This window comes from Paracoccus luteus, assembly GCF_004522155.1.
Classification (GTDB): domain Bacteria; phylum Pseudomonadota; class Alphaproteobacteria; order Rhodobacterales; family Rhodobacteraceae; genus Paracoccus; species Paracoccus luteus.
Genome location: NZ_SDEA01000005.1, coordinates 18,073 through 35,555, shown reverse-complemented (window position 1 = coordinate 35,555; position 17,483 = coordinate 18,073). Strand labels below are relative to the sequence as shown.

The 17,483-nt window shown below is 70.0% G+C and carries 15 protein-coding genes; all 15 read right to left on the bottom strand.

The annotated features are described in order from the left end of the window. Positions 1-11: 11 nt before the first annotated feature. Positions 12-2,579 carry an aconitate hydratase AcnA gene (acnA, locus tag EPA64_RS08325; RefSeq protein ID WP_134725804.1) on the bottom strand — a complete coding sequence of 856 codons (2,568 nt, stop codon included), beginning with the start codon at positions 2,577-2,579 and terminating at the stop codon, positions 12-14. A 31-nt stretch (positions 2,580-2,610) separates the two neighbouring features. Continuing rightward, positions 2,611-3,453, bottom strand: a complete 843-nt coding sequence (locus EPA64_RS08320) for a GntR family transcriptional regulator (protein ID WP_246026676.1) — start codon at positions 3,451-3,453, stop codon at positions 2,611-2,613. 42 nt (positions 3,454-3,495) lie between these two features. Continuing rightward, entirely contained in the window at positions 3,496-4,995 is a 1,500-nt protein-coding gene (locus EPA64_RS08315) for a tripartite tricarboxylate transporter permease (RefSeq protein ID WP_134725802.1), read from the bottom strand. A gap of 13 nt (positions 4,996-5,008) precedes the next feature. Beyond that, on the bottom strand, positions 5,009-5,473 hold the full coding sequence (locus tag EPA64_RS08310; protein WP_134725801.1) for a tripartite tricarboxylate transporter TctB family protein: 465 nt from the start codon (positions 5,471-5,473) through the stop codon (positions 5,009-5,011). A 64-nt stretch (positions 5,474-5,537) separates the two neighbouring features. Further along, positions 5,538-6,500 carry a tripartite tricarboxylate transporter substrate binding protein gene (locus tag EPA64_RS08305; RefSeq protein WP_134725800.1) on the bottom strand — a complete coding sequence of 321 codons (963 nt, stop codon included), beginning with the start codon at positions 6,498-6,500 and terminating at the stop codon, positions 5,538-5,540. A gap of 150 nt (positions 6,501-6,650) precedes the next feature. After that, the gene (phoB, locus tag EPA64_RS08300) at positions 6,651-7,349 is read right to left on the bottom strand and encodes a phosphate regulon transcriptional regulator PhoB (RefSeq protein ID WP_134725799.1); all 699 of its coding nucleotides are present in this window, start codon (positions 7,347-7,349) and stop codon (positions 6,651-6,653) included. Next, positions 7,346-8,062 carry a phosphate signaling complex protein PhoU gene (gene phoU / locus EPA64_RS08295; protein WP_134725798.1) on the bottom strand — a complete coding sequence of 239 codons (717 nt, stop codon included), beginning with the start codon at positions 8,060-8,062 and terminating at the stop codon, positions 7,346-7,348. The genes phoB and phoU overlap by 4 nt, the downstream gene beginning before the upstream one ends. 31 nt (positions 8,063-8,093) lie before the next feature. Continuing rightward, positions 8,094-8,897, bottom strand: coding sequence for a phosphate ABC transporter ATP-binding protein PstB (gene pstB, locus EPA64_RS08290; RefSeq protein ID WP_134725797.1), 804 nt, complete (start codon positions 8,895-8,897; stop codon positions 8,094-8,096). A gap of 22 nt (positions 8,898-8,919) precedes the next feature. Continuing rightward, complete coding sequence (pstA, locus tag EPA64_RS08285; RefSeq protein WP_134725796.1) at positions 8,920-10,284, bottom strand: phosphate ABC transporter permease PstA; 1,365 nt, start codon at positions 10,282-10,284, stop codon at positions 8,920-8,922. Then, entirely contained in the window at positions 10,281-11,495 is a 1,215-nt protein-coding gene (gene pstC, locus EPA64_RS08280; RefSeq protein WP_134725795.1) for a phosphate ABC transporter permease subunit PstC, read from the bottom strand. Before pstC ends, pstA begins: the two co-directional genes overlap by 4 nt. 172 nt (positions 11,496-11,667) lie before the next feature. After that, positions 11,668-12,705, bottom strand: coding sequence for a PstS family phosphate ABC transporter substrate-binding protein (locus tag EPA64_RS08275; RefSeq protein WP_134725794.1), 1,038 nt, complete (start codon positions 12,703-12,705; stop codon positions 11,668-11,670). Between the two features lie 113 nt (positions 12,706-12,818). Next, the gene (ligD, locus tag EPA64_RS08270) at positions 12,819-15,260 is read right to left on the bottom strand and encodes a DNA ligase D (RefSeq protein ID WP_134725793.1); all 2,442 of its coding nucleotides are present in this window, start codon (positions 15,258-15,260) and stop codon (positions 12,819-12,821) included. Then, on the bottom strand, positions 15,261-16,172 hold the full coding sequence (gene ku, locus EPA64_RS08265) for a non-homologous end joining protein Ku (protein ID WP_134725792.1): 912 nt from the start codon (positions 16,170-16,172) through the stop codon (positions 15,261-15,263). 76 nt (positions 16,173-16,248) lie between these two features. Next, positions 16,249-16,611 (bottom strand): cell division protein ZapA, encoded by a 363-nt coding sequence (locus tag EPA64_RS08260; protein ID WP_134725791.1) that lies wholly within the window; start codon positions 16,609-16,611, stop codon positions 16,249-16,251. Beyond that, complete coding sequence (locus tag EPA64_RS16395; protein WP_181953507.1) at positions 16,611-17,372, bottom strand: hypothetical protein; 762 nt, start codon at positions 17,370-17,372, stop codon at positions 16,611-16,613. Before EPA64_RS16395 ends, EPA64_RS08260 begins: the two co-directional genes overlap by 1 nt. Positions 17,373-17,483: the final 111 nt, after the last annotated feature.

The following is a 17,483-nucleotide window of genomic DNA, read 5'->3' as shown; positions in this document are numbered from 1 at the left end:
ACGGCCGCGGTTCACCCCGCGGCCGTTTCCATGACGCGGCGCAGGATCATCGGCATCAGGCCGCCCTGGCGCAGCGTCTCGATCTCCAGCGTCGTCTCGACGGCGGCTTGCGCGGCCAGGGTTTGCGTCCGCCCGTCCTCGCGGCGGACGACGACCGGAACCGGGCCGCGCGGGACCAGCGCCGCCGGGTCCGCGTCGATCCCGATCACGTCCCCGACCCGCAGTGCCAGCGACGCGGGGGTGACGCCCTCGGGCAGCCGCAGCGGCAGCACGCCCATCCCGATCAGATTGGCGCGGTGGATGCGTTCGAACCCGACGGCCAGCACCGCCCGCGCGCCCAGCAGGGCCGCGCCCTTGGCGGCCCAGTCGCGCGACGATCCCATGCCATAGCGCTCGCCCGCGACGATCACGACCGGCTGGCCCGCCTGCGCATAATGCGCCGCTGCCTGCCACAGCGGCAGCTCGGTGCCGTCGGGCAGCAGGGTCGCGCCGGGGGCGATGCCCTCGCCCAGCAGGTTGCGGACCGTGCGGTTGGTGTAAAGCCCGCGCAGCATCACCTGCCAGTTGCCGCGCCGCGACGAAAAGACGTTCAGATCGCGCGCATCGTCGCCGTGGGCGGTCAGCCAGCGCCCGGCCTCGCCGCCGGGCGGGATCGCCCCGGCGGGCGAGATGTGGTCGGTGGTGATGTCGTCGCCCAGAACCAGCAGCGGGCGCGCGGCGTATCGGCCCAGCCGCGTCCCCTGCGACCGCCCGGCGAACGGCGGCCGCCGGATATAGGTGGACGCCGCGTCCCACGGGAACAGCGCCGTCGCGGGCGCGTCCAGCCGGTCCCACAGGTCGCTTGCCTCGGCCGCGTCATAGGCGGTGGGCACGTCGCCGCTTTGGGCCGCCTGCGTCATCGCCGCGTCGATCTCGGCCCCGGTGGGCCACAGTTCGTCCAGCATCACGCCGTCTGCCACGGGGTCGCGCGTCAGGTCACGGTTGACGTCTCCCGCCAGCGCAAAAGCCACGACCAGCGGCGGCGAGGCGAGGAACCCCGCCTCGAGCTGCGGATGCACCCGGCCGGGAAAGTTGCGGTTGCCCGACAGCACCGCGACCTGCAGCCGCCCGTCGTCCAGCGCGGCCTGCGACAGGTCGGTCAGCGGCCCCGAGTTGCCGATGCAGGTCGTGCAGCCGAACCCCACGATGTCGAAACCCACCGCCGACAGATCGTCCATCAGCCCCGACCGCGCCAGATAGCGCGCCGAGGCGGGCGATCCGGGCGCCAGCGACGTCTTGACCCAAGGGGGCGGCGTCAGCCCGCGGGCGCGGGCCTCGCGGGCAACCAGCCCCGCGGCGATCAGCAGGCGCGGATCGGTGGTGTTGGTGCAACTGGTGATCGCGGCAATGGCGACGGCGCCGTCCGGCACCTCGCCCGCGGGCACCGGGCGCGCGGGGCCGCCGCGCACCTCGTCCGCGCCCTGCGCGATCCGGGCCACGGGCAGCCTGTCCTGCGGGCGGCGGGGGCCGGCGACGCTGACCTCGACCTCGGACAGGTGCAGCTCGACGACCTCGGCAAAGCGCGGGGTCTGGGCCGGGTCGAACCACAGCCCCTGGTGGCGGCAATACGCCTCGACCCGCGCGACCAGTCCGGGGGCGCGGCCGGTCGCCCGCAGATAGTCCAGCACAGCGTCGTCCACCGGGAAAAAGCCGGTGTTGGCCCCGAACTCGGGCGTCATGTTGGCGACGACGGCCCGGTCGCCCGCCGACAGGGCGCTGACGCCGGGGCCGAAGAACTCGACAAAACGGTCGGCCAGGTCGATGCGGCGCAGCCGTTCGGTCACGGTCAGCGCCAGGTCGGTCGCGGTGACGCCCTGCCGCAGGCGGCCGGTCAGGCGCACGCCGACGACCTCGGGGACGCGCAGCATCACGGGCATGCCGAACATGACGCTTTCCGCCTCGATCCCGCCGACGCCCCACGCCAGAACACCGATGCCGTTGATCATCGGCGTGTGGCTGTCGGTGCCGATCATCGCGTCGGGCATCAGCCAGCCGTCGCGTTCGGCAACCACGCTGGCCAGCCGTTCCAGGTTCAGCGTGTGCATGATGCCGGTTCCGGGCGGATGGACGCGGAACCCGTCCAGCGCCTGCGCCGCCCATTTCATGAAGCGATAGCGTTCGCCGTTGCGGCGGTATTCATTGGCCAGGTTCTGCGCCATCGCGCCCTGCCGGGCGAAGGTGTCCACCGCCAGCGAGTGATCGGTGGACACATCGACCGGCAGCACCGGGTTCAGCGCCGCCGGATCGTGGCCCGCCTCGGCCAGTGTCGCGCGCATCGCGGCGATGTCCACCAGCGCCGGGCCGCAGGTGGTGTCGTGCATCAGGACGCGGCCGGGCAGGAACGGGATCTCGGCGTCAGGCGCGGCGTCGATGATCGCCGCACGGGCGCGTTCGGCGTCGGGCCCCGCCGTGCGCAGCACGTTTTCCAGCAGGATGCGGTGGATATGCGGCATCCCGGCCAGCCGTCCGCCGGCCGCGCGTGCCAGGTCGATGATGCGGTGCCGGGTGCCCGCCACGTCAAGGTTGGATACGAAATCCATCGGCTTGTCCTTTCAAGTCGCGTCGCGCGGGTCAGTCGAAGGCCGCGGCCTTGGCCAGCCCCGCGTCGCGGATATGGCGGAACAGAAAGTCCGCCGCGTCGGCCATGCGGCCGGATTCGATCAGGTCCAGGATCGCCAGATGCTCGCGCGATTGTTGCGGCAGACGGGACCGGTCGGTGGTGATGCGGTATTCGATCAGCCGCCGGATGCGGTTGGTGCGCTGCACCGCGTCCAGGAAGAAATCGTTGCCCGCGCAGCGCATCAGCGTCTCGTGAAAGTCGCTGTTCTGGGCAAAGATGACCGTGCGGCTGGCGCGGCCGTGGCTGTCCAGCATGGCCGCCTGCTGCGCGCGGGCGGCGGCAAAGGCCACCGGGTCGGGGCGGAAACCGGGCAGCAGCAGCGCCTCGCGCTCGATCGTGGCGCGGAACAGATAGGCATCGGCATAGGCCTTGCGCGAGGTCAGCGTGGCGCGGAACTGCCAGCCGTTGCCGGGCAGCCGCTCGATCCAGCCCTCGTCCTCGATGGTCTGCAGCAGCAACTGCATGCGTCCGCGCGGCAGGTCATAGATCCGCATGAACTCGCTGGCGCTCAGCCGGTCGGGCAGCCGTCCGGCCAGCCGATCCTCGGCGATGCGGAAATAGATGGCATCCTCGTCCGGCGGTGCGTCGGCGGTCGCCGGCAGGTTCGCGGCGTCGCGGTCCAGGAAAAACCCGCGATTCGCCTCGGACCGGACGATGCCCTGCTTTTCCAGCTGGCGCAGCGCGCTGACCACCGGCGCGCGCGAGACGCGGAACTGGTCGGCCAGCGCCTGCGCGGGCAGATGCCGGCCGCGGGGCATTCCCTCGGCCCGGACGTGGTCAAGAATCTGCGCCATGATGCGGGGGGCAAGGCTGTGCCGGGACACGGCAAGCGCCCGTCAGTCCTCGTCCTGGCGGAACCGCGCAAGGCCCCGGAACAGGAACGGCGCGACCAGGGCGATCACCGCGATGGCGATCATGATGGCCGATCCGGGATGCTGGAACAGCACCATCGGGTCGCCCTGGCTCATCTGCAGGGCGCGGCGCAGCTGGCTGTCGGCCATCGGGCCGAGGATCAGCCCGACGATCACGGGCGCCACGGGATAGTCGTATCGCCGCATCAGAAAGCCCATCAGGCCAAAGCCCGACAGCAGCAGCAGTTCCACGACGGACGGGTTGGCGGCGATGGTCCCCATCGTCGCGAACACCAGGATGCCCGCGTAAAGCCACGGCAGCGGGATGCGCAGCAGCTGCACCCACAGCCCGACCAGCGGCAGGTTCAGGACCAGCAGCATGACGTTTGCGATGAACAGCGACGCGATCAGCGCCCAGACCAGATCGGCGTGCTGGACGAACAGCAGCGGCCCCGGCTGGATGTTGTATTGCTGGAAGCCCGCCAGCATGACCGCGGCGGTGGCCGAGGTCGGCAGCCCCAGCGTCAAGAGCGGCACCAGCGATCCGGCGGCGGATGCGTTGTTGGCGGCCTCGGGACCGGCCACGCCCTCGATGGCGCCGTGGCCGAACTCCTCGGGGTGCTTGGACAGCTTGCGTTCGGTCGTATAGCTGAGGAAGGTCGGGATTTCCGCGCCGCCGGCGGGCAGCGCCCCGATGGGAAAGCCGATGCCCGCGCCGCGCAGCCAGGGTTTCCACGACCGCGCCCAGTCCGACCGCGACATCCAGATCGACCCGTTGATCGCCATCGGTTTTTCCGGCGCATACATGTGGCGGGATGCGACATGCAGCGCCTCGCCGATGGCGAACAGGCCGACCGCCAGCGTCGTGACCTCGATCCCGTCGAACAGGTTCGGCACGCCGAAGGCCAGCCGCGTCTGCCCGGTCAGCTGGTCGATCCCGATCAGCCCCAGCCACAGCCCCACGGCAAGGCTGGTCAGCCCCCGCAGCGGCGACGACCCGAAGGTCGCCGAGACCGTGACAAATGCGATCAGCATCAGCCCGAAATAGTCCCACGGCCCGAACCGGACCGCGACCTTGACCAGAAACGGCGCCAGGAACGCCAGCCCGGCCGTGGCGATCAGCGCCGCGACGAACGACCCGATGGCGGCGGTCGCCAGCGCCGGGCCGCCGCGGCCCTTGCGGGCCATCTGGTTGCCCTCAAGCGCGGTGACGACCGATGCGGCCTCGCCCGGCGTGTTCAGCAGGATGGCGGTGGTCGATCCGCCATACATGCCCCCGTAATAGATGCCCGCAAACATGATCAGCGACCCGCCCGGGTCCATCTTGAACGTGACCGGCAGCAGCAGCGCGACGGTCAGCGCCGGGCCGATGCCGGGCAGCACGCCGACCGCGGTGCCCAGCAGGACACCCACGGCGGCGAAAAGCAGGTTCATCGGCTCGATGGCCGAGGCGAAGCCGTTCATCAGCTGGAAGACTGCGTCCATCGCGACCGACCCCTTAGAACAGCCGTTCCAGCGGCCCGACGGGCAGCGCCAGCTTCAGCAGCTTGTTGAACATCAGAAAGACGCCGGTCGACAGCACCAGCCCGATGGCCATGTCCGCCAGCAGGGCGCGGCGGCCGAACGCCCGCGCGGTCAGCGAGAACAGCAGGGTGGAGCCGATGATGAACCCCAGCCCCGCCCAGATCGACCCGATCAGCCCGGCCAGCGCCAGCACGATCCACGCGACCGCGCCCCAGTCGGCCTCGTCGGCCTGGATACCGGGACGCAGGGCCGCGAACAGGTGCCCCACGCCAAGCGCGGCCAGGAACACCGCGACGACATAGGACGCGGCGTCCGCCCCCACGCCATAGTTCGCGCGGATGGTCATGCCCCGCGCGTCGGACCAGGTGACGGCGGCGATGGCCAGCAGCCCGATCCCGATCAGCGCCGTGGGGCGATGCAGCTTGCGGGTGACGTTCATGCGCGGACGTTCCTTTGCGGAAAGGCGAGCGGGGCGGCGCAAGATGCCGCCGCCCCGCAGGCGGTCACTCGGCCAGGCCGATGGCCTTCAGCGTCTCGTGGACGCGGGCGTTCTCGCTGTCGATGAAGGCCGCGAACTCGTCCGCCGGCGCGTAATAGTCGGACCAGCCGCGCGCCTTGAGGATCTCGGCCCATTCGGGCGATTTCACCGCGGTTTCGACGGCGGTTGCCAGCGCCTGCTTGTCGGCGTCGGCGATGTCCGGCCCCGCAAAGACGCCGCGCCAGTTGACCAGCTCGACATCGACGCCCTGCGCCTTCAGCGGCTGGGCGGCGATGCCCTCGATCGGTTCCGGATAGGAAATCGCCAGCGCCCGCAGGTCGCCGGATTCGATCTGCCCCTGCCATTCGCCATAGCCGGAAATCCCGGCCGTGACCTGCCCGCCCAGCATCGCGGCCAGCGCCTCGCCGCCGCCCGAATAGGCGACATAGTTGACCTTGGACGGATCGCCGCCGGCCGCCTTGGTGATCAGCGCCGACAGGATATGGTCGGCGCCGCCGGCCGAACCGCCGGCCCAGATGGTGCCGGCGACATCGGCCTTGATCGCCGCGGTCAGGTCGGCCAGCGTCTGGTGGGGCGAGTTCTTCGGCACGACGACGACCAGCGGGTCGCCGGTCAGCCGCGCGATGGGCGTGACGTCCGCCAGCGTGACGGGCGACTTGTTGGTGATGATCGCGCCGACCATCGTGATGCCGCCGACCAGCATCTGATCCTTGGCGCCGCGCGCGCCCTGCGCGAACTGCGCCAGGCCGACGGTGCCCCCGGCCCCCGGCACGTTCACGACCTGAACGCTTTTCGCGGCGCCGGTCTTCATCATGGTTTCCTGCAGCGAACGCGCCGCTGCGTCCCAGCCGCCGCCGGCACCGGCGGGCGCGGTCAGGGTCAGTTCCAGATCCTGCGCAAGCACCGGCACGGCCGACGACAGGGCGATGATGCAGGCTGCGGCCAGCTTGCGGGCAATAAATGACATAGGTTTCCTCCCAGAAAGATGCGGTGCATCCGTCGAATCGATATTGTCGGAAACTGTCATAAACTGCAATGATAAAGGCGTGGCCCGCCTGATCCTGGCAGGGCCGAGGCGGTTGCGCGGCCTCGCCCGCTCAGCGGACCCGAACGCCTTTCACCCCAGCGCATACCCCGTGCCACGCACGGTGCGCACCGGGTTGTCGCCGCCCTGCGCCATCAGCACCTTGCGCAGGCGGCCGACGTGAACGTCGATGGTGCGGCTGTCCACATAGATGTCGCGGCCCCAGACGCGGTCCAGCAGCTGTTCGCGCGTCCAGACCCGGCCGGGCCTTTCCATCAGCGTGGACAGCAGCCGGAACTCGGTCGGGCCAAGATGCAGCGGCTGGCCCGCGCGGAACACCCGATGCTCGGCCGCGTCCAGGACGATGTCCTCCCACGACAGGCGCTCGCCCATCGTGGACGGCCGGGTGCGGCGCAGCTGGGTGCGCAGGCGGGCCATCAGCTCGACCACGGAATAGGGCTTGACGACATAGTCGTCGGCGCCGGTCTCAAGCCCGCGCACGCGGTCGGATTCGTCGGACCGCGCCGACAGCATGATGATCGGGATGTTGCGGGTGGCGGGGTCGGCCTTGACGCGGCGGCAGACCTCGATCCCCGAGACGTTGGGCAGCATCCAGTCCAGCACGATCAGATCGGGGTCTTCCTCGGCCACCAGCAACAGCGCCTCGTCGCCGGTTTCTGCGAAGACGGCGCCGAAACCCTCGGCCTCGAGGTTGTATTTCAGGACTTCGCGCTGCGCGCCCTCATCCTCGACCACCAGCACGCAGGGTTGCCGGGCCGCAGCCGCCGTCATGCCCCGGCACCCGCCGCCGCCGTCACGCTGTCGCTTTTCGGGCGGGCGTCGTCGGGCAGCTCGCCCACGACCAGATACAGCACCTGTTCGGCGATGGACGTGGCGTGGTCGCCCATCCGCTCGATGTTCTTGGCGATGAAATGCAGGTGCATGCAGGCCGAGATGTTGCGCGGGTCTTCCATCATGTAGGTCAGGAACTCGCGGAACAGCGCGTTGTACATCTGGTCCACCTCAAGGTCGCGGGCGCGCACGTCGGCGGCCAGCGCCGCGTCGCGGTGGACATAGCTGTCCAGCGCGTCCCGCATCATCGTCTCGACCGCCTGCGCCATGCGCCGCAGCGCCATGCCGGCGCCCTCGACCACGTTCATCTGGGCCAGGACATGCGTCCGCTTGGCGATGTTCTTGGCATAGTCGCCCACGCGTTCCAGGCTGGCCGAAATCTTGATGACCGACAGCACCAGCCGCAGGTCGGTGGCGCGCGGCGCGCGCAGCGCGATCAGGCGCGCGGCCTCTTCGTTGATCTGGACCTCAAGCTCGTCGATGCCGCGGTCGCGGCGGCGGACATCCTCGGCCAGTTCCTCGTCGCGGGTTTCCAGCGCAACGGCCGCGTCCGCGATGGCGCTTTCGACCATGCCGCCCATCCTGACCACCAGCGCCTGGACGGTTTCCAGATCCCGGTCAAAGGCCGAAACGATGTGCTTGTCCCCGATCATGGCTTTCCCCCTTCGTGTTGAATGTCGTGGATCAGCCGATCCGGCCCGAGATATAGCTTTCCGTCCGCGGATCCTGCGGCCGGGTGAAAATGTCGTCGGTCGATCCGTATTCGACCAGATGGCCCAGGTGAAAGAACGCCGTCTTCTGGCTGACGCGCGCGGCCTGCTGCATGGAATGGGTGACGATCACGACCGAGAACTGCTCGCGCAGCTCGTCGATCAACTCCTCGACCTGCGCGGTGGCGATCGGGTCAAGGGCGGAACACGGCTCGTCCATCAGCAGCACCTCGGGGGCGGTGGCGACGGCGCGGGCGATGCACAGCCGCTGCTGCTGGCCGCCCGACAGGCCGGTGCCGGATTCGTGCAGGCGGTCCTTGACCTCGTCCCACAGCGCCGCACCGCGCAGCGCCTGTTCGACGACGCCGTCAAGCTCGGCCTTGTTGCGGGCCAGCCCGTGGATCTTGGGGCCATAGGCCACGTTGTCATAGATCGACTTGGGGAACGGGTTGGGCTTCTGGAAGACCATGCCGACGCGGGCGCGCAGCTGCACCGGGTCCACGCGGCGGTCATAGATGTCGTCGCCGTCCAGCAGCATCTGCCCCGTCACGCGCGCCACCGGGATGGTGTCGTTCATCCGGTTCAGGCAGCGCAGGAAGGTGGACTTGCCGCAGCCCGACGGGCCGATGAAGGCGGTGACGGTCTTGTCCTGCAGATCGACGCTGACGTCCTTCAGCGCGTGCTTTTCGCCATACCAGACCTGCACGTCGCTGCACCTGAACTTGATCGGCTGGGCCTGGGTGTGCACGGTTCTCTCCGCCAGATACATGTTGTTCATAACTATGGCTCCTGTGGACCCCTTACCAGCGGCGCTCGAACCGGCGGCGCAGGAAGATGGCAAGCAGGTTCATCGCCAGCATGAAGGCCAGCAGCACGATGATCGCGCCTGAGGCGCGTTCAAAGAACGCGGGGTCGGCCCGCTGCGTCCAGTTGAACACCTGCACCGGCAGCGCCGATGCGGGGTCGAACAGCCCCTGCGGCGGGGCCGAGGGATAGGTGGTGACGAACGCAACCATGCCGATCAGCATCAGGGGCGCGGTTTCCCCCAGCGCCTGCGCCAGCCCGATGATCGTGCCGGTCAGGATGCCGGGCATCGCCAGCGGCAGGACGTGGTGGAACACCGTCTGCATCCGCGAGGCCCCGACCCCCAGCGCCGCGTCCCGGATCGACGGCGGCACCGCCCGCAGCGCGGCACGGGTGGCGATGATGATCGTGGGCAGCGTCATCAGCGTCAGCACCAGCCCGCCCACGACGGGCGCCGACCGCGGCAGGCCCACGACGTTGATGAACGCGGCCAGCCCCAGGATGCCGAACACGATCGACGGCACGGCGGCCAGGTTCGAGATGTTGACCTCGATGATGTCGGTCAGCCTGTTTTTTGGCGCAAACTCCTCGAGATAGATCGACGTCGCGACCCCGATGGGCAGCGCCAGCACCAGCACGATCAGCATCATATAGGCCGACCCGATGATCGCGACGCCCAGCCCCGCGCTTTCGGGCCTTGTGTCGGAACTGTCGGTCCCGGTGATGAAGTCCCAGTTGAACCGGGTCTTCAGGTGCCCGCTGTCGGCCAGCGCCATCGCCAGATCGAACTGCGCGACCGAGGTCTTGCCGTCCAGCGCCGCGGATTCGCGCGTGACGCGGCCCTTGAACATCCCGTCGACGCGCGACGAGGTCAGGACCGGCACATCGATCACCTGCCCGACCAGCGACGGATCGGCCAGCACAGCCCAGCGCATGTCGGCGCGCGCCTGCCCGGAAAAGAACCCCGCCAGGTCGTCGTCATCCAGCCCCTCGACCGCGATGCCGTTGGTCTTGATGAAATCCGCCAGCGAGTCCTGCAGGATCCGGTTATAAGACGTGGTCAGCGTCTTGGCCATTTCGGCCGGGTCGCGGTTGCCCTTGGGGTCGACGACCGACGCCTCGATGGTCATCGGGATGCGGGCATAGGTCTGGAAGAACGCGCTGGAGCCGTCGCGCAGGATGGTGAACAGCAGGAACGCCAGCGCCAGCATGGCCGCGGCGATGGCCAGGATTCCATAGGCGCGGAACCGCTTTTCGGCGGCATTGCGGCGGCGGGTGCGGGCGTCCACCGTCAGCAGCGATTTCGGCTGCGGACCGGCGCCCGGCACCGGACGGGGCAGGTTCGATGTCGCGTCGGTCATTCGTACTGTTCCCGGTATTTGCGCACGATATACAGCGCGAACACGTTCAGCCCCAGCGTGATGACGAACAGCGTCAGCCCAAGCGCAAAGGCGACCAGCGTCTCGGGGCTGGCGAAATCGTTGTCGCCGGTCAGCTGCCCCACGATCTTGACGGTGATGGTGGTCATCGCCTCGAACGGGTTGGGACTGATGCGGGCCATCGCGCCCGCGCCCATGACGACGATCATCGTCTCGCCGATGGCGCGGGACGCCGCCAGCAGCACCGCGCCGACGATCCCCGGCAGCGCCGCCGGCAGCACGACCTGCCGGATGGTTTCGGACGGCGTGGACCCCAGCGCCAGCGACCCGTCGCGCAGCGACTGCGGCACGGCGTTGATGATGTCGTCCGACAGCGAGCTGACGAACGGGATCAGCATCATCCCCATGACCAGCCCCGCCGTCATCACCGACGACGCGCTGTTGCCCAAGCCCATCGGCTGGGCCAGCCAGTCGCGGATCAGCGGGCCGACGGTGACAAGGGCGAACAGGCCATAGACGATGGTCGGGATGCCGGCCAGAACCTCGATGGCGGGCTTGACGATGGACCGGACCCGCTTGCTTGCGTATTCCGACATGTAGATGGCGGCGAACAGCCCGACCGGCACCGCCACCAGCAGCGCGATGACCGAAATATACAGCGTTCCCCACAGCAGCGGCAGGATGCCCAGTTCCGACCCGCCGCCAAAGCTGGGCGTCCATTCCGTGCCGAAGAAGAAATCCTGCCAGGGATACAGGCGAAAGAAGTTGAGCGATTCGAACACCAGCGACAGCACGATGCCGACGGTGGTGGCGATGGCGATCAGCGAACACAGGATCAGCATGCCGCGGATCACCCGCTCGACAACGTTGCGGGCGCGGAACGCAGGCGTGGTGCGGGTCAGGGCCAGCGCCATCCCGGCCAGCGCCACGACCAGCACGACGCCGGCGAACACGCCGCCGTTCGAGGGCGCCCTATCCTCGCCGCCGATCACCGGCTGCGCCAGCACGCCCGCCAGCAGCAGCGCCAGCGACGGCACCGCCGTCAGCAGCGCGACGTTCCAGCCGTAATAGTTCGGGCGCGAGTGCAGCAGCCGCGTGTTGCCCGACACCGCCCGGACGGCGCGCCCCCGGCCCAGCGCATAGCCCAGCACGGCCGCACCGAGGATGACGATCATGATCCAGAAGGGCGGCATCGGTCCTCGCGCAGCGGGTTCTTGGGACGGGACAGGGTCCGGTTAGATCGGGTCTTGGACGAACACGCGGGCCGGGGCAACGGCCCTTGGCGCGGTGGGGCGGGTCGGGACTGGTCGGCCGCCGGTGAGGGGCGGGCCTTGCGGCCCACCCCGTTCGCGCGCGCCCCGCGCCTTAGGGCATCGTGACCGTCGCGCCCTCGGCCACGGCGGCCTGCACGGCGGCCAGTTCCGGGTCGGGCACCAGGCCATAGTTCGCCAGCGGGCCGCCGGGACCGGCCATCGCGTCCGACACGAAGAAATCGGCGTATTCCTGCAGGCCCGGAATGGTCCCGATGTGGTCCTTTTTCACATAGAAGAACAACGGACGGGACACCGGGTATTCGCCCTTGGCGATGGTCTCGGTCGAGGGGGTGACGCCGTTGATCGTGGCGACCTTCAGCTTGTCGGTGTTGTTTTCATAGAATGACAGGCCGAAGACGCCGATGCCCGCCTTGTTCGAATCGATACGGGCCAGCGTCTCGGTATAGTCGCCGTCGATATCGACCGACCGGCCGTCGGTGCGCAGCGTCATGCAGGCGGCCTCGGCCTTGTCCTCGTCCCCGCCGCTGGCAGCGGTCAGGGCCGCCAGCGCGCCGGCCTCCTCGCAGCCCACGGTCATGACCTTTTCCTCGAACACTTCACGGGTGCCGTGCTTGGTGCCGGGAACGAAGACCATGATCTCCTGGTCGGGCAGCGCGGGGTTCACCTCGCTCCATCTGGTCGCCGGGTTCGCGACCACCTGACCGTCGACGACCACCTGCTTGGCCAGCGCCGTGAACACGTCCTTGGGCGTCAGCGCGAAATCGCCGCCGTTGATGTCGGACGCAAAGACGATGCCGTCATAGCCGAAGCGGACTTCCATGATGTTGGCGACGCCGTTTTCCTTGCAGGTGGCCAACTCGGCCTCGCGGATCGGGCGCGACGAGTTCGCGACGTCGACGGTGTTCTGGCCCACGCCTTCGCAGAACTGCTTCAGCCCCGCGGACGAGCCGCCGCTTTCGACGACCGGGGCGGGGAAATCCATGTTCTCGGCGAACGCCTCGGCCACGATGGTTGCATAGGGCAGAACGGTGGACGAGCCGGCAACCTGCACGTTCTCGCGCGCGGCGGCGGCGGTGGCGGACACCGCCACCATCGCAAAAGCCGAGGCGGTCATCTTCATCATGCTCATGAGAGGCTCCTTGAAGGCATGTTTGCCAGTGGGTCTCTAGGTCCGCGGCGTGACGACCATGCGACGCCAATGTGTCATCTTCGTGACATCGCAGGCGCCCCGGACAGCTGCCGTCATGTCACCAGCGCCCGAACCGCCTTGTCCAGCGCCACGGGGCGGGGCCGTTCGGGTGCGACCGTCGCAGCCTGTTCCAGCGCATTCCCGATGTCAAAGGCGTCGGCCCCCTTCAGCGTGTCCAGCACCCGCCACGACACCGGCATGGCGACGCGCGCACCGGCGCGCGCGCGCAGCGAAAACGGGCTGATCGCCGTCGATTGCGGCTCGTTGCGCAGCCAGTCGATGAAGATGCGGCCCTGCCGTTTCGCCTTGGACATGACGGCGACGAAGCGGTCCGGTTCCTCGGCCGACATCAGCGTGGCCAGCGTGCGCGAGAACAGGGTCACCGTCTCCCACCCCACGGTGCGGCGCAGGTCGCAGACGACGTGGATGCCTTTGCCGCCGGTGACCATCGGCCAGCTTGGCAGCTCCAGCCCGTCCAGCCTGTCGCGCAGGTCGCGGGCCGCGCGGCGCACATCGGCGAACCCCAGCGATTCGTCGGGGTCGAGGTCGAACACCAGCCGGTCGGGACGGTCGGGCCGGTCCCGACGGGTGCCGCGGATGTGGAACTCGACCGTGCCCATCTGGGCTGCGGCGACCAGACCGGCGGCGTCGGCCACATACATCGCCGGCTCGTCCTCGCCCGGCAGGGGCGCCAGCCGGACCTGAGCGGGGAACCCCTTGCCCGCGTGTTTCTGGAAAAAGCTCTCGCCGCCGACCCCCTCGGGCAGGCGGACCAGCGACAGCGGGCGGTCGGCGGCATGGGGCAGCATCAGGGGCGCGGCGGCGGCAAAGTATTCGGCCACCCGCGCCTTGGTCACGCCCGCGTCGGGGAACACCACCCGGTCGGGGCTGGTGATGGTGACGCCCGCGACCTTTGGCCCCGATGTCGCCCGCCCCTTGGCGACGCGGGCGGTGGCGGGTGCCGGTCTGGCGGCCTTCGGCGGTCCGGGGGGCATCTTGTCCTCGCGCAGTCCCTGAAAGCTGGCATGGCGCAGCAACTCGTCGGCGGTCAGCCCGGCATAGCGCACTTCGGCCATCAGCGACGGCTCGACCCAGCGCGCGCCCCGCGCCTCGCTGCGCGGCACGTCGGCGGCGGCGGTCTTGCGCGCCAGCGGGGCCATGCGGGCGGCCAGATCATCCTGCACCGCGGCCGGGAACCCGGTGCCGACCTTGCCGCGATAGCGCCAGCCGCCCTCTTCGGCGCTGGCCAGCAGCAGCGATGAAAACGGCCGCCCCGGACTGTCCGAGGGCAGCCAGCCGATCACCGCGAAGGCCGTGCGGGTCTCGCATTTCGTCTTGCGCCAGCTGTCCGCCCGCCCGGCGCGATAGGTCGATCCGGCACGCTTGCTGACGATCCCCTCGCCGCCCGCGGCGCAGATTGCCGACAGCGCCGACGCGCCGTCGCCCGCGATGGCGGTGGACAGGTCGATCAGCCCCAGCGGCGGCACGTCGGCCAGCAGCCGTTCCAGCGCCGCCCGGCGATCCGTCAGCGGGCGCCGGGTCAGGTCGTCGCCGTCCAGCGCCAGCAGGTCAAAGGCGACATAGCCGAACGGGCCGCCGTCGGTGATCGCCTGTTGCAGCGCCGAAAACCCGTGGCGGCCCGCGCCCGCAACGATCTCTCCGTCGATCACCGCCGACCGCGCCGGCAGTTCGGCCAGTGCTGGCAGCAGGGGCGAAAAGCGGTCGGTCCAGTCCAGTCCGTTGCGGGTCAGGATGCGCGGGCCGCCCTGCCCCAGCCGGACCATGCCGCGATAGCCGTCGATCTTCAGCTCGTGCAGCCAGTCGCCGCCCGAGGGCGCCGCCGTCACCAGCCTGGGCAGCATCGGCCCCGGCGCGCGGGGCAGCGGCAGCAGGTCGTCGCGGGGTGCGGCGGGCGCGTCGGCGGCGGCGATGGCGGCCATCTCGCGCCCGGTCGAGACGCTGCGGACATGACGCGCCACCGGGTCGGGCTGGTGGGCCGCGGCATCGTCGGCCTTGACCATCAGCCAGTTCTCGGCCCGCTCGCGCGGCTTGCCCTTGACCCGGACCAGATCCCACAGGCCGGTCATCCGGCGGCCGTAAAGCTGGAACCGCAGATGCCCCTTGGCCAGCCCCGCGCCCACCTCGATCACCGGGCGCCAGTGGCCCAGATCCCACAGCATGACGGTGCCGCCGCCATACTGGCCCTTTGGGATCGTGCCCTCGAAGGTCAGATAGCTGATCGGGTGATCCTCGGTCCTGACCGCCAGCCGCTTGTCGGCCGGGTCGAGCGAGGGGCCGCGCGTCACCGCCCAGCTCAGCAGCACCCCGTCCCATTCCAGCCGCAGATCCCAGTGCAGGCGCGTCGCGTCGTGCTTTTGCATCGAATAGCGCAGCGCGCCCGGCGACGGCGCGCCCGCGTCGAATGGCTCGGGCGTGGCGCCGGGATCGCGCTTGGCGCGATAGGTCGCCAGGCGCGGATGCGACCGGGCAGCCAATCAGCCCGCCTTGCGGCCGGAGCGCCGGGGCGCGGGCTTGTCCTCGGGCTGGTCCTCGGGTTCGGGCGTCTTGCGGGCGGCGGTCTTGCGGGCTGGCGCCTTGGCCCTGGATTTCGGCTCGGCCCCGCCCGACGCCTTCAGGCTTTCCTTCAGCGCCTGCATCAGGTCCACGACGTTGTCGGCGGACGGGCGGGCGCTGCCTTCGGTGGTGACGCGGGGGGCGCGGCCCTTGCGCTTGTCCTCGATCAGCGCGCGCAGCGCCTTGTCGTAATGGTCGGTGAACGCCGCCGCGTCGAAGGGCGCGGTCTTGCGGGCGATCAGCTGTTCGGCCACCGCCAGCAGCTCGTCGTCGGCCGGCTCGTCCTCGATCCCGGAAAACAGCGGCTCGGCGTCCTTGATCTCGTCGGCATAGAACAGCGTTTCCATCAGCAGCCCGTCGCCGCAGGGGCGCACCGCGCACAGCTGTTCGCGGCCGTGGACGGTCAGCTGCCCCAGCCCGACCTTTTCGGACTTGCGCAGCGCGTCGCGCACGACGCGATAGGCGTCCTCGGCCAGTTCGTCGGTCGGCACGATGTAATAAGGCTGCGCATAATACAGGGGCGAGATTTCGCAGGCGCCGACGAACTGCACCAGCTCGAAGGTCTTTTTCGTCTCAAGCTTGATCGCGTCGATCTCCTCCGGCTCGATCAGCAAATATTCGTTGTCGCCAAGCGCATAGCCCTTGAGGATGTCGTCCTTGTCGACCGGACCCACGCCCGCCACGACCTTTTCATAGTTCACGGGCTTGCCGGTCGGGCCGTGGATCTGGCGAAAGCTGACCCGGCGGCCGGTCTTGGTGGCGCTGTGGATCTCGATCGGGATCGCCACCAGCGACAGGCGCAGCTGCCCCTTCCAGATCGCGCGCGACGCCATGACCGCCCCCTCCTGCCTGTCCGTGGTGAACGGGGCCTCAACGCCGCGGGGGCGGGCCGGGTTTCCCCGCGCGGGATCAGCCCTCCAGCCGGTCCTCGGCCTTGTCGGCCAGCGACTCGGCGCGGGCGGCCAGTTCCGCCATCCCCTCGGCCAGCGCGGCCGGGATCACCGGCACCTCGACCCGGGGCGGGTTGGCCTTCAGCCGCGCCAGTTCGCGTTCGGCGCTGGCGGCCCGATCCTCAAGCGCGGATGTGCGGTCGGCCAGCATCAGCCCGGCCAGCAGCAGCAGCCGCGGTTCCGGCATGCGCCCGGCCTGGTCCAGGATGGCGCGCGCCTCGGCGTCCAGCATGCCCGCGGCGCGGCGCAGCAGCCGCTCCTCTCCCTCCTGGCAGGACAGGGTGTATTCCTTGTGGCCGATGGTGAATTCGACAGTCGGCATCAGCGGCGCTCCTCGTCGGGATCGGCATCGGGATCGGGGTCGGACAGGTCGTCGGGGTCGTCCCCGTAGGCGCCGCCCAGCAGGTCGGCGTCGTCGCGTTCAACCACCAGCTCGGCGCGCGCGACGGGTTCATCGGCGGCCAGTGCATCGGCGGCCAGTGCGTCGGGCGCGGGTTCGGCGCGCGTCCCGGCCGGGCGGAACGCCGGGGGCGCGGTGCCGGCGGCGTCGTCCTCGCCCGCGATCGCCGCCGCCGCCGCAGGCCCGGCCCCGCCGCCAGCGCGGCGCGGCAGGGGACGGGGACGCGGCGCGGTCACGCCCAGCATCCGGTCCAGCGCGTCCAGTATCTCGCCCATTTGGGCGATCTCGGCGGCGCGGCCGGCGCGCAGCGATTCGATCTCGGCGTTCAGGGCGGCGGCGACGGCGTCCGGCCCCCTGCCCGCCCAGTCGCTGGCGGCCTCGATCAGCGCCCGGTTCGCGCTGGCCAGCCCGTCGTTGGCGGCGGCCAGCCGCGCCGCCTGCTCGCCCGCGCCGGCCAGATGCTCGTGCGCCTCGGCCAGCCGCATCTGCAGCGCCTCAAGCGTGGCTGCCTGGCGGTCGTGCAGGGCGGCGACGCCGTCGGACAATGGCGCCTCGGGCACCGGGGCCGCGGGGGGAACGGCCGCGGCCTGCGCGGCCAGCCGCGCGGCGGCGCGTTCGACCGCATAGTCAAGACGATCCAGCGCGGCGATCAGCCTGCGCTCGCTGACGGAAATGTCGGTCATCTTCGCGTGTCCCAAGGGCTTTTTCAACGTTGTGGCGCAGCGCGGCGGTCCTGACAACCCGCCCCCGCCCGCATGTGCTTTCCGACAGGCACTGGACAGTTGCATCCTGCG

What these genes read in the sequence shown, in the direction of transcription:
- acnA (WP_134725804.1), bottom strand. Translation starts at nt 2,579, where the DNA reads ATGGATTTCGTATCCAACCTTGACGTGGCGGGCACCCGGCACCGCATC.
- EPA64_RS08320 (WP_246026676.1), bottom strand. Translation starts at nt 3,453, where the DNA reads ATGGCGCAGATTCTTGACCACGTCCGGGCCGAGGGAATGCCCCGCGGC.
- EPA64_RS08315 (WP_134725802.1), bottom strand. Translation starts at nt 4,995, where the DNA reads ATGGACGCAGTCTTCCAGCTGATGAACGGCTTCGCCTCGGCCATCGAG.
- EPA64_RS08310 (WP_134725801.1), bottom strand. Translation starts at nt 5,473, where the DNA reads ATGAACGTCACCCGCAAGCTGCATCGCCCCACGGCGCTGATCGGGATC.
- EPA64_RS08305 (WP_134725800.1), bottom strand. Translation starts at nt 6,500, where the DNA reads ATGTCATTTATTGCCCGCAAGCTGGCCGCAGCCTGCATCATCGCCCTG.
- phoB (WP_134725799.1), bottom strand. Translation starts at nt 7,349, where the DNA reads ATGACGGCGGCTGCGGCCCGGCAACCCTGCGTGCTGGTGGTCGAGGAT.
- phoU (WP_134725798.1), bottom strand. Translation starts at nt 8,062, where the DNA reads ATGATCGGGGACAAGCACATCGTTTCGGCCTTTGACCGGGATCTGGAA.
- pstB (WP_134725797.1), bottom strand. Translation starts at nt 8,897, where the DNA reads ATGAACAACATGTATCTGGCGGAGAGAACCGTGCACACCCAGGCCCAG.
- pstA (WP_134725796.1), bottom strand. Translation starts at nt 10,284, where the DNA reads ATGACCGACGCGACATCGAACCTGCCCCGTCCGGTGCCGGGCGCCGGT.
- pstC (WP_134725795.1), bottom strand. Translation starts at nt 11,495, where the DNA reads ATGCCGCCCTTCTGGATCATGATCGTCATCCTCGGTGCGGCCGTGCTG.
- EPA64_RS08275 (WP_134725794.1), bottom strand. Translation starts at nt 12,705, where the DNA reads ATGAGCATGATGAAGATGACCGCCTCGGCTTTTGCGATGGTGGCGGTG.
- ku (WP_134725792.1), bottom strand. Translation starts at nt 16,172, where the DNA reads ATGGCGTCGCGCGCGATCTGGAAGGGGCAGCTGCGCCTGTCGCTGGTG.
- EPA64_RS08260 (WP_134725791.1), bottom strand. Translation starts at nt 16,611, where the DNA reads ATGCCGACTGTCGAATTCACCATCGGCCACAAGGAATACACCCTGTCC.
- EPA64_RS16395 (WP_181953507.1), bottom strand. Translation starts at nt 17,372, where the DNA reads ATGACCGACATTTCCGTCAGCGAGCGCAGGCTGATCGCCGCGCTGGAT.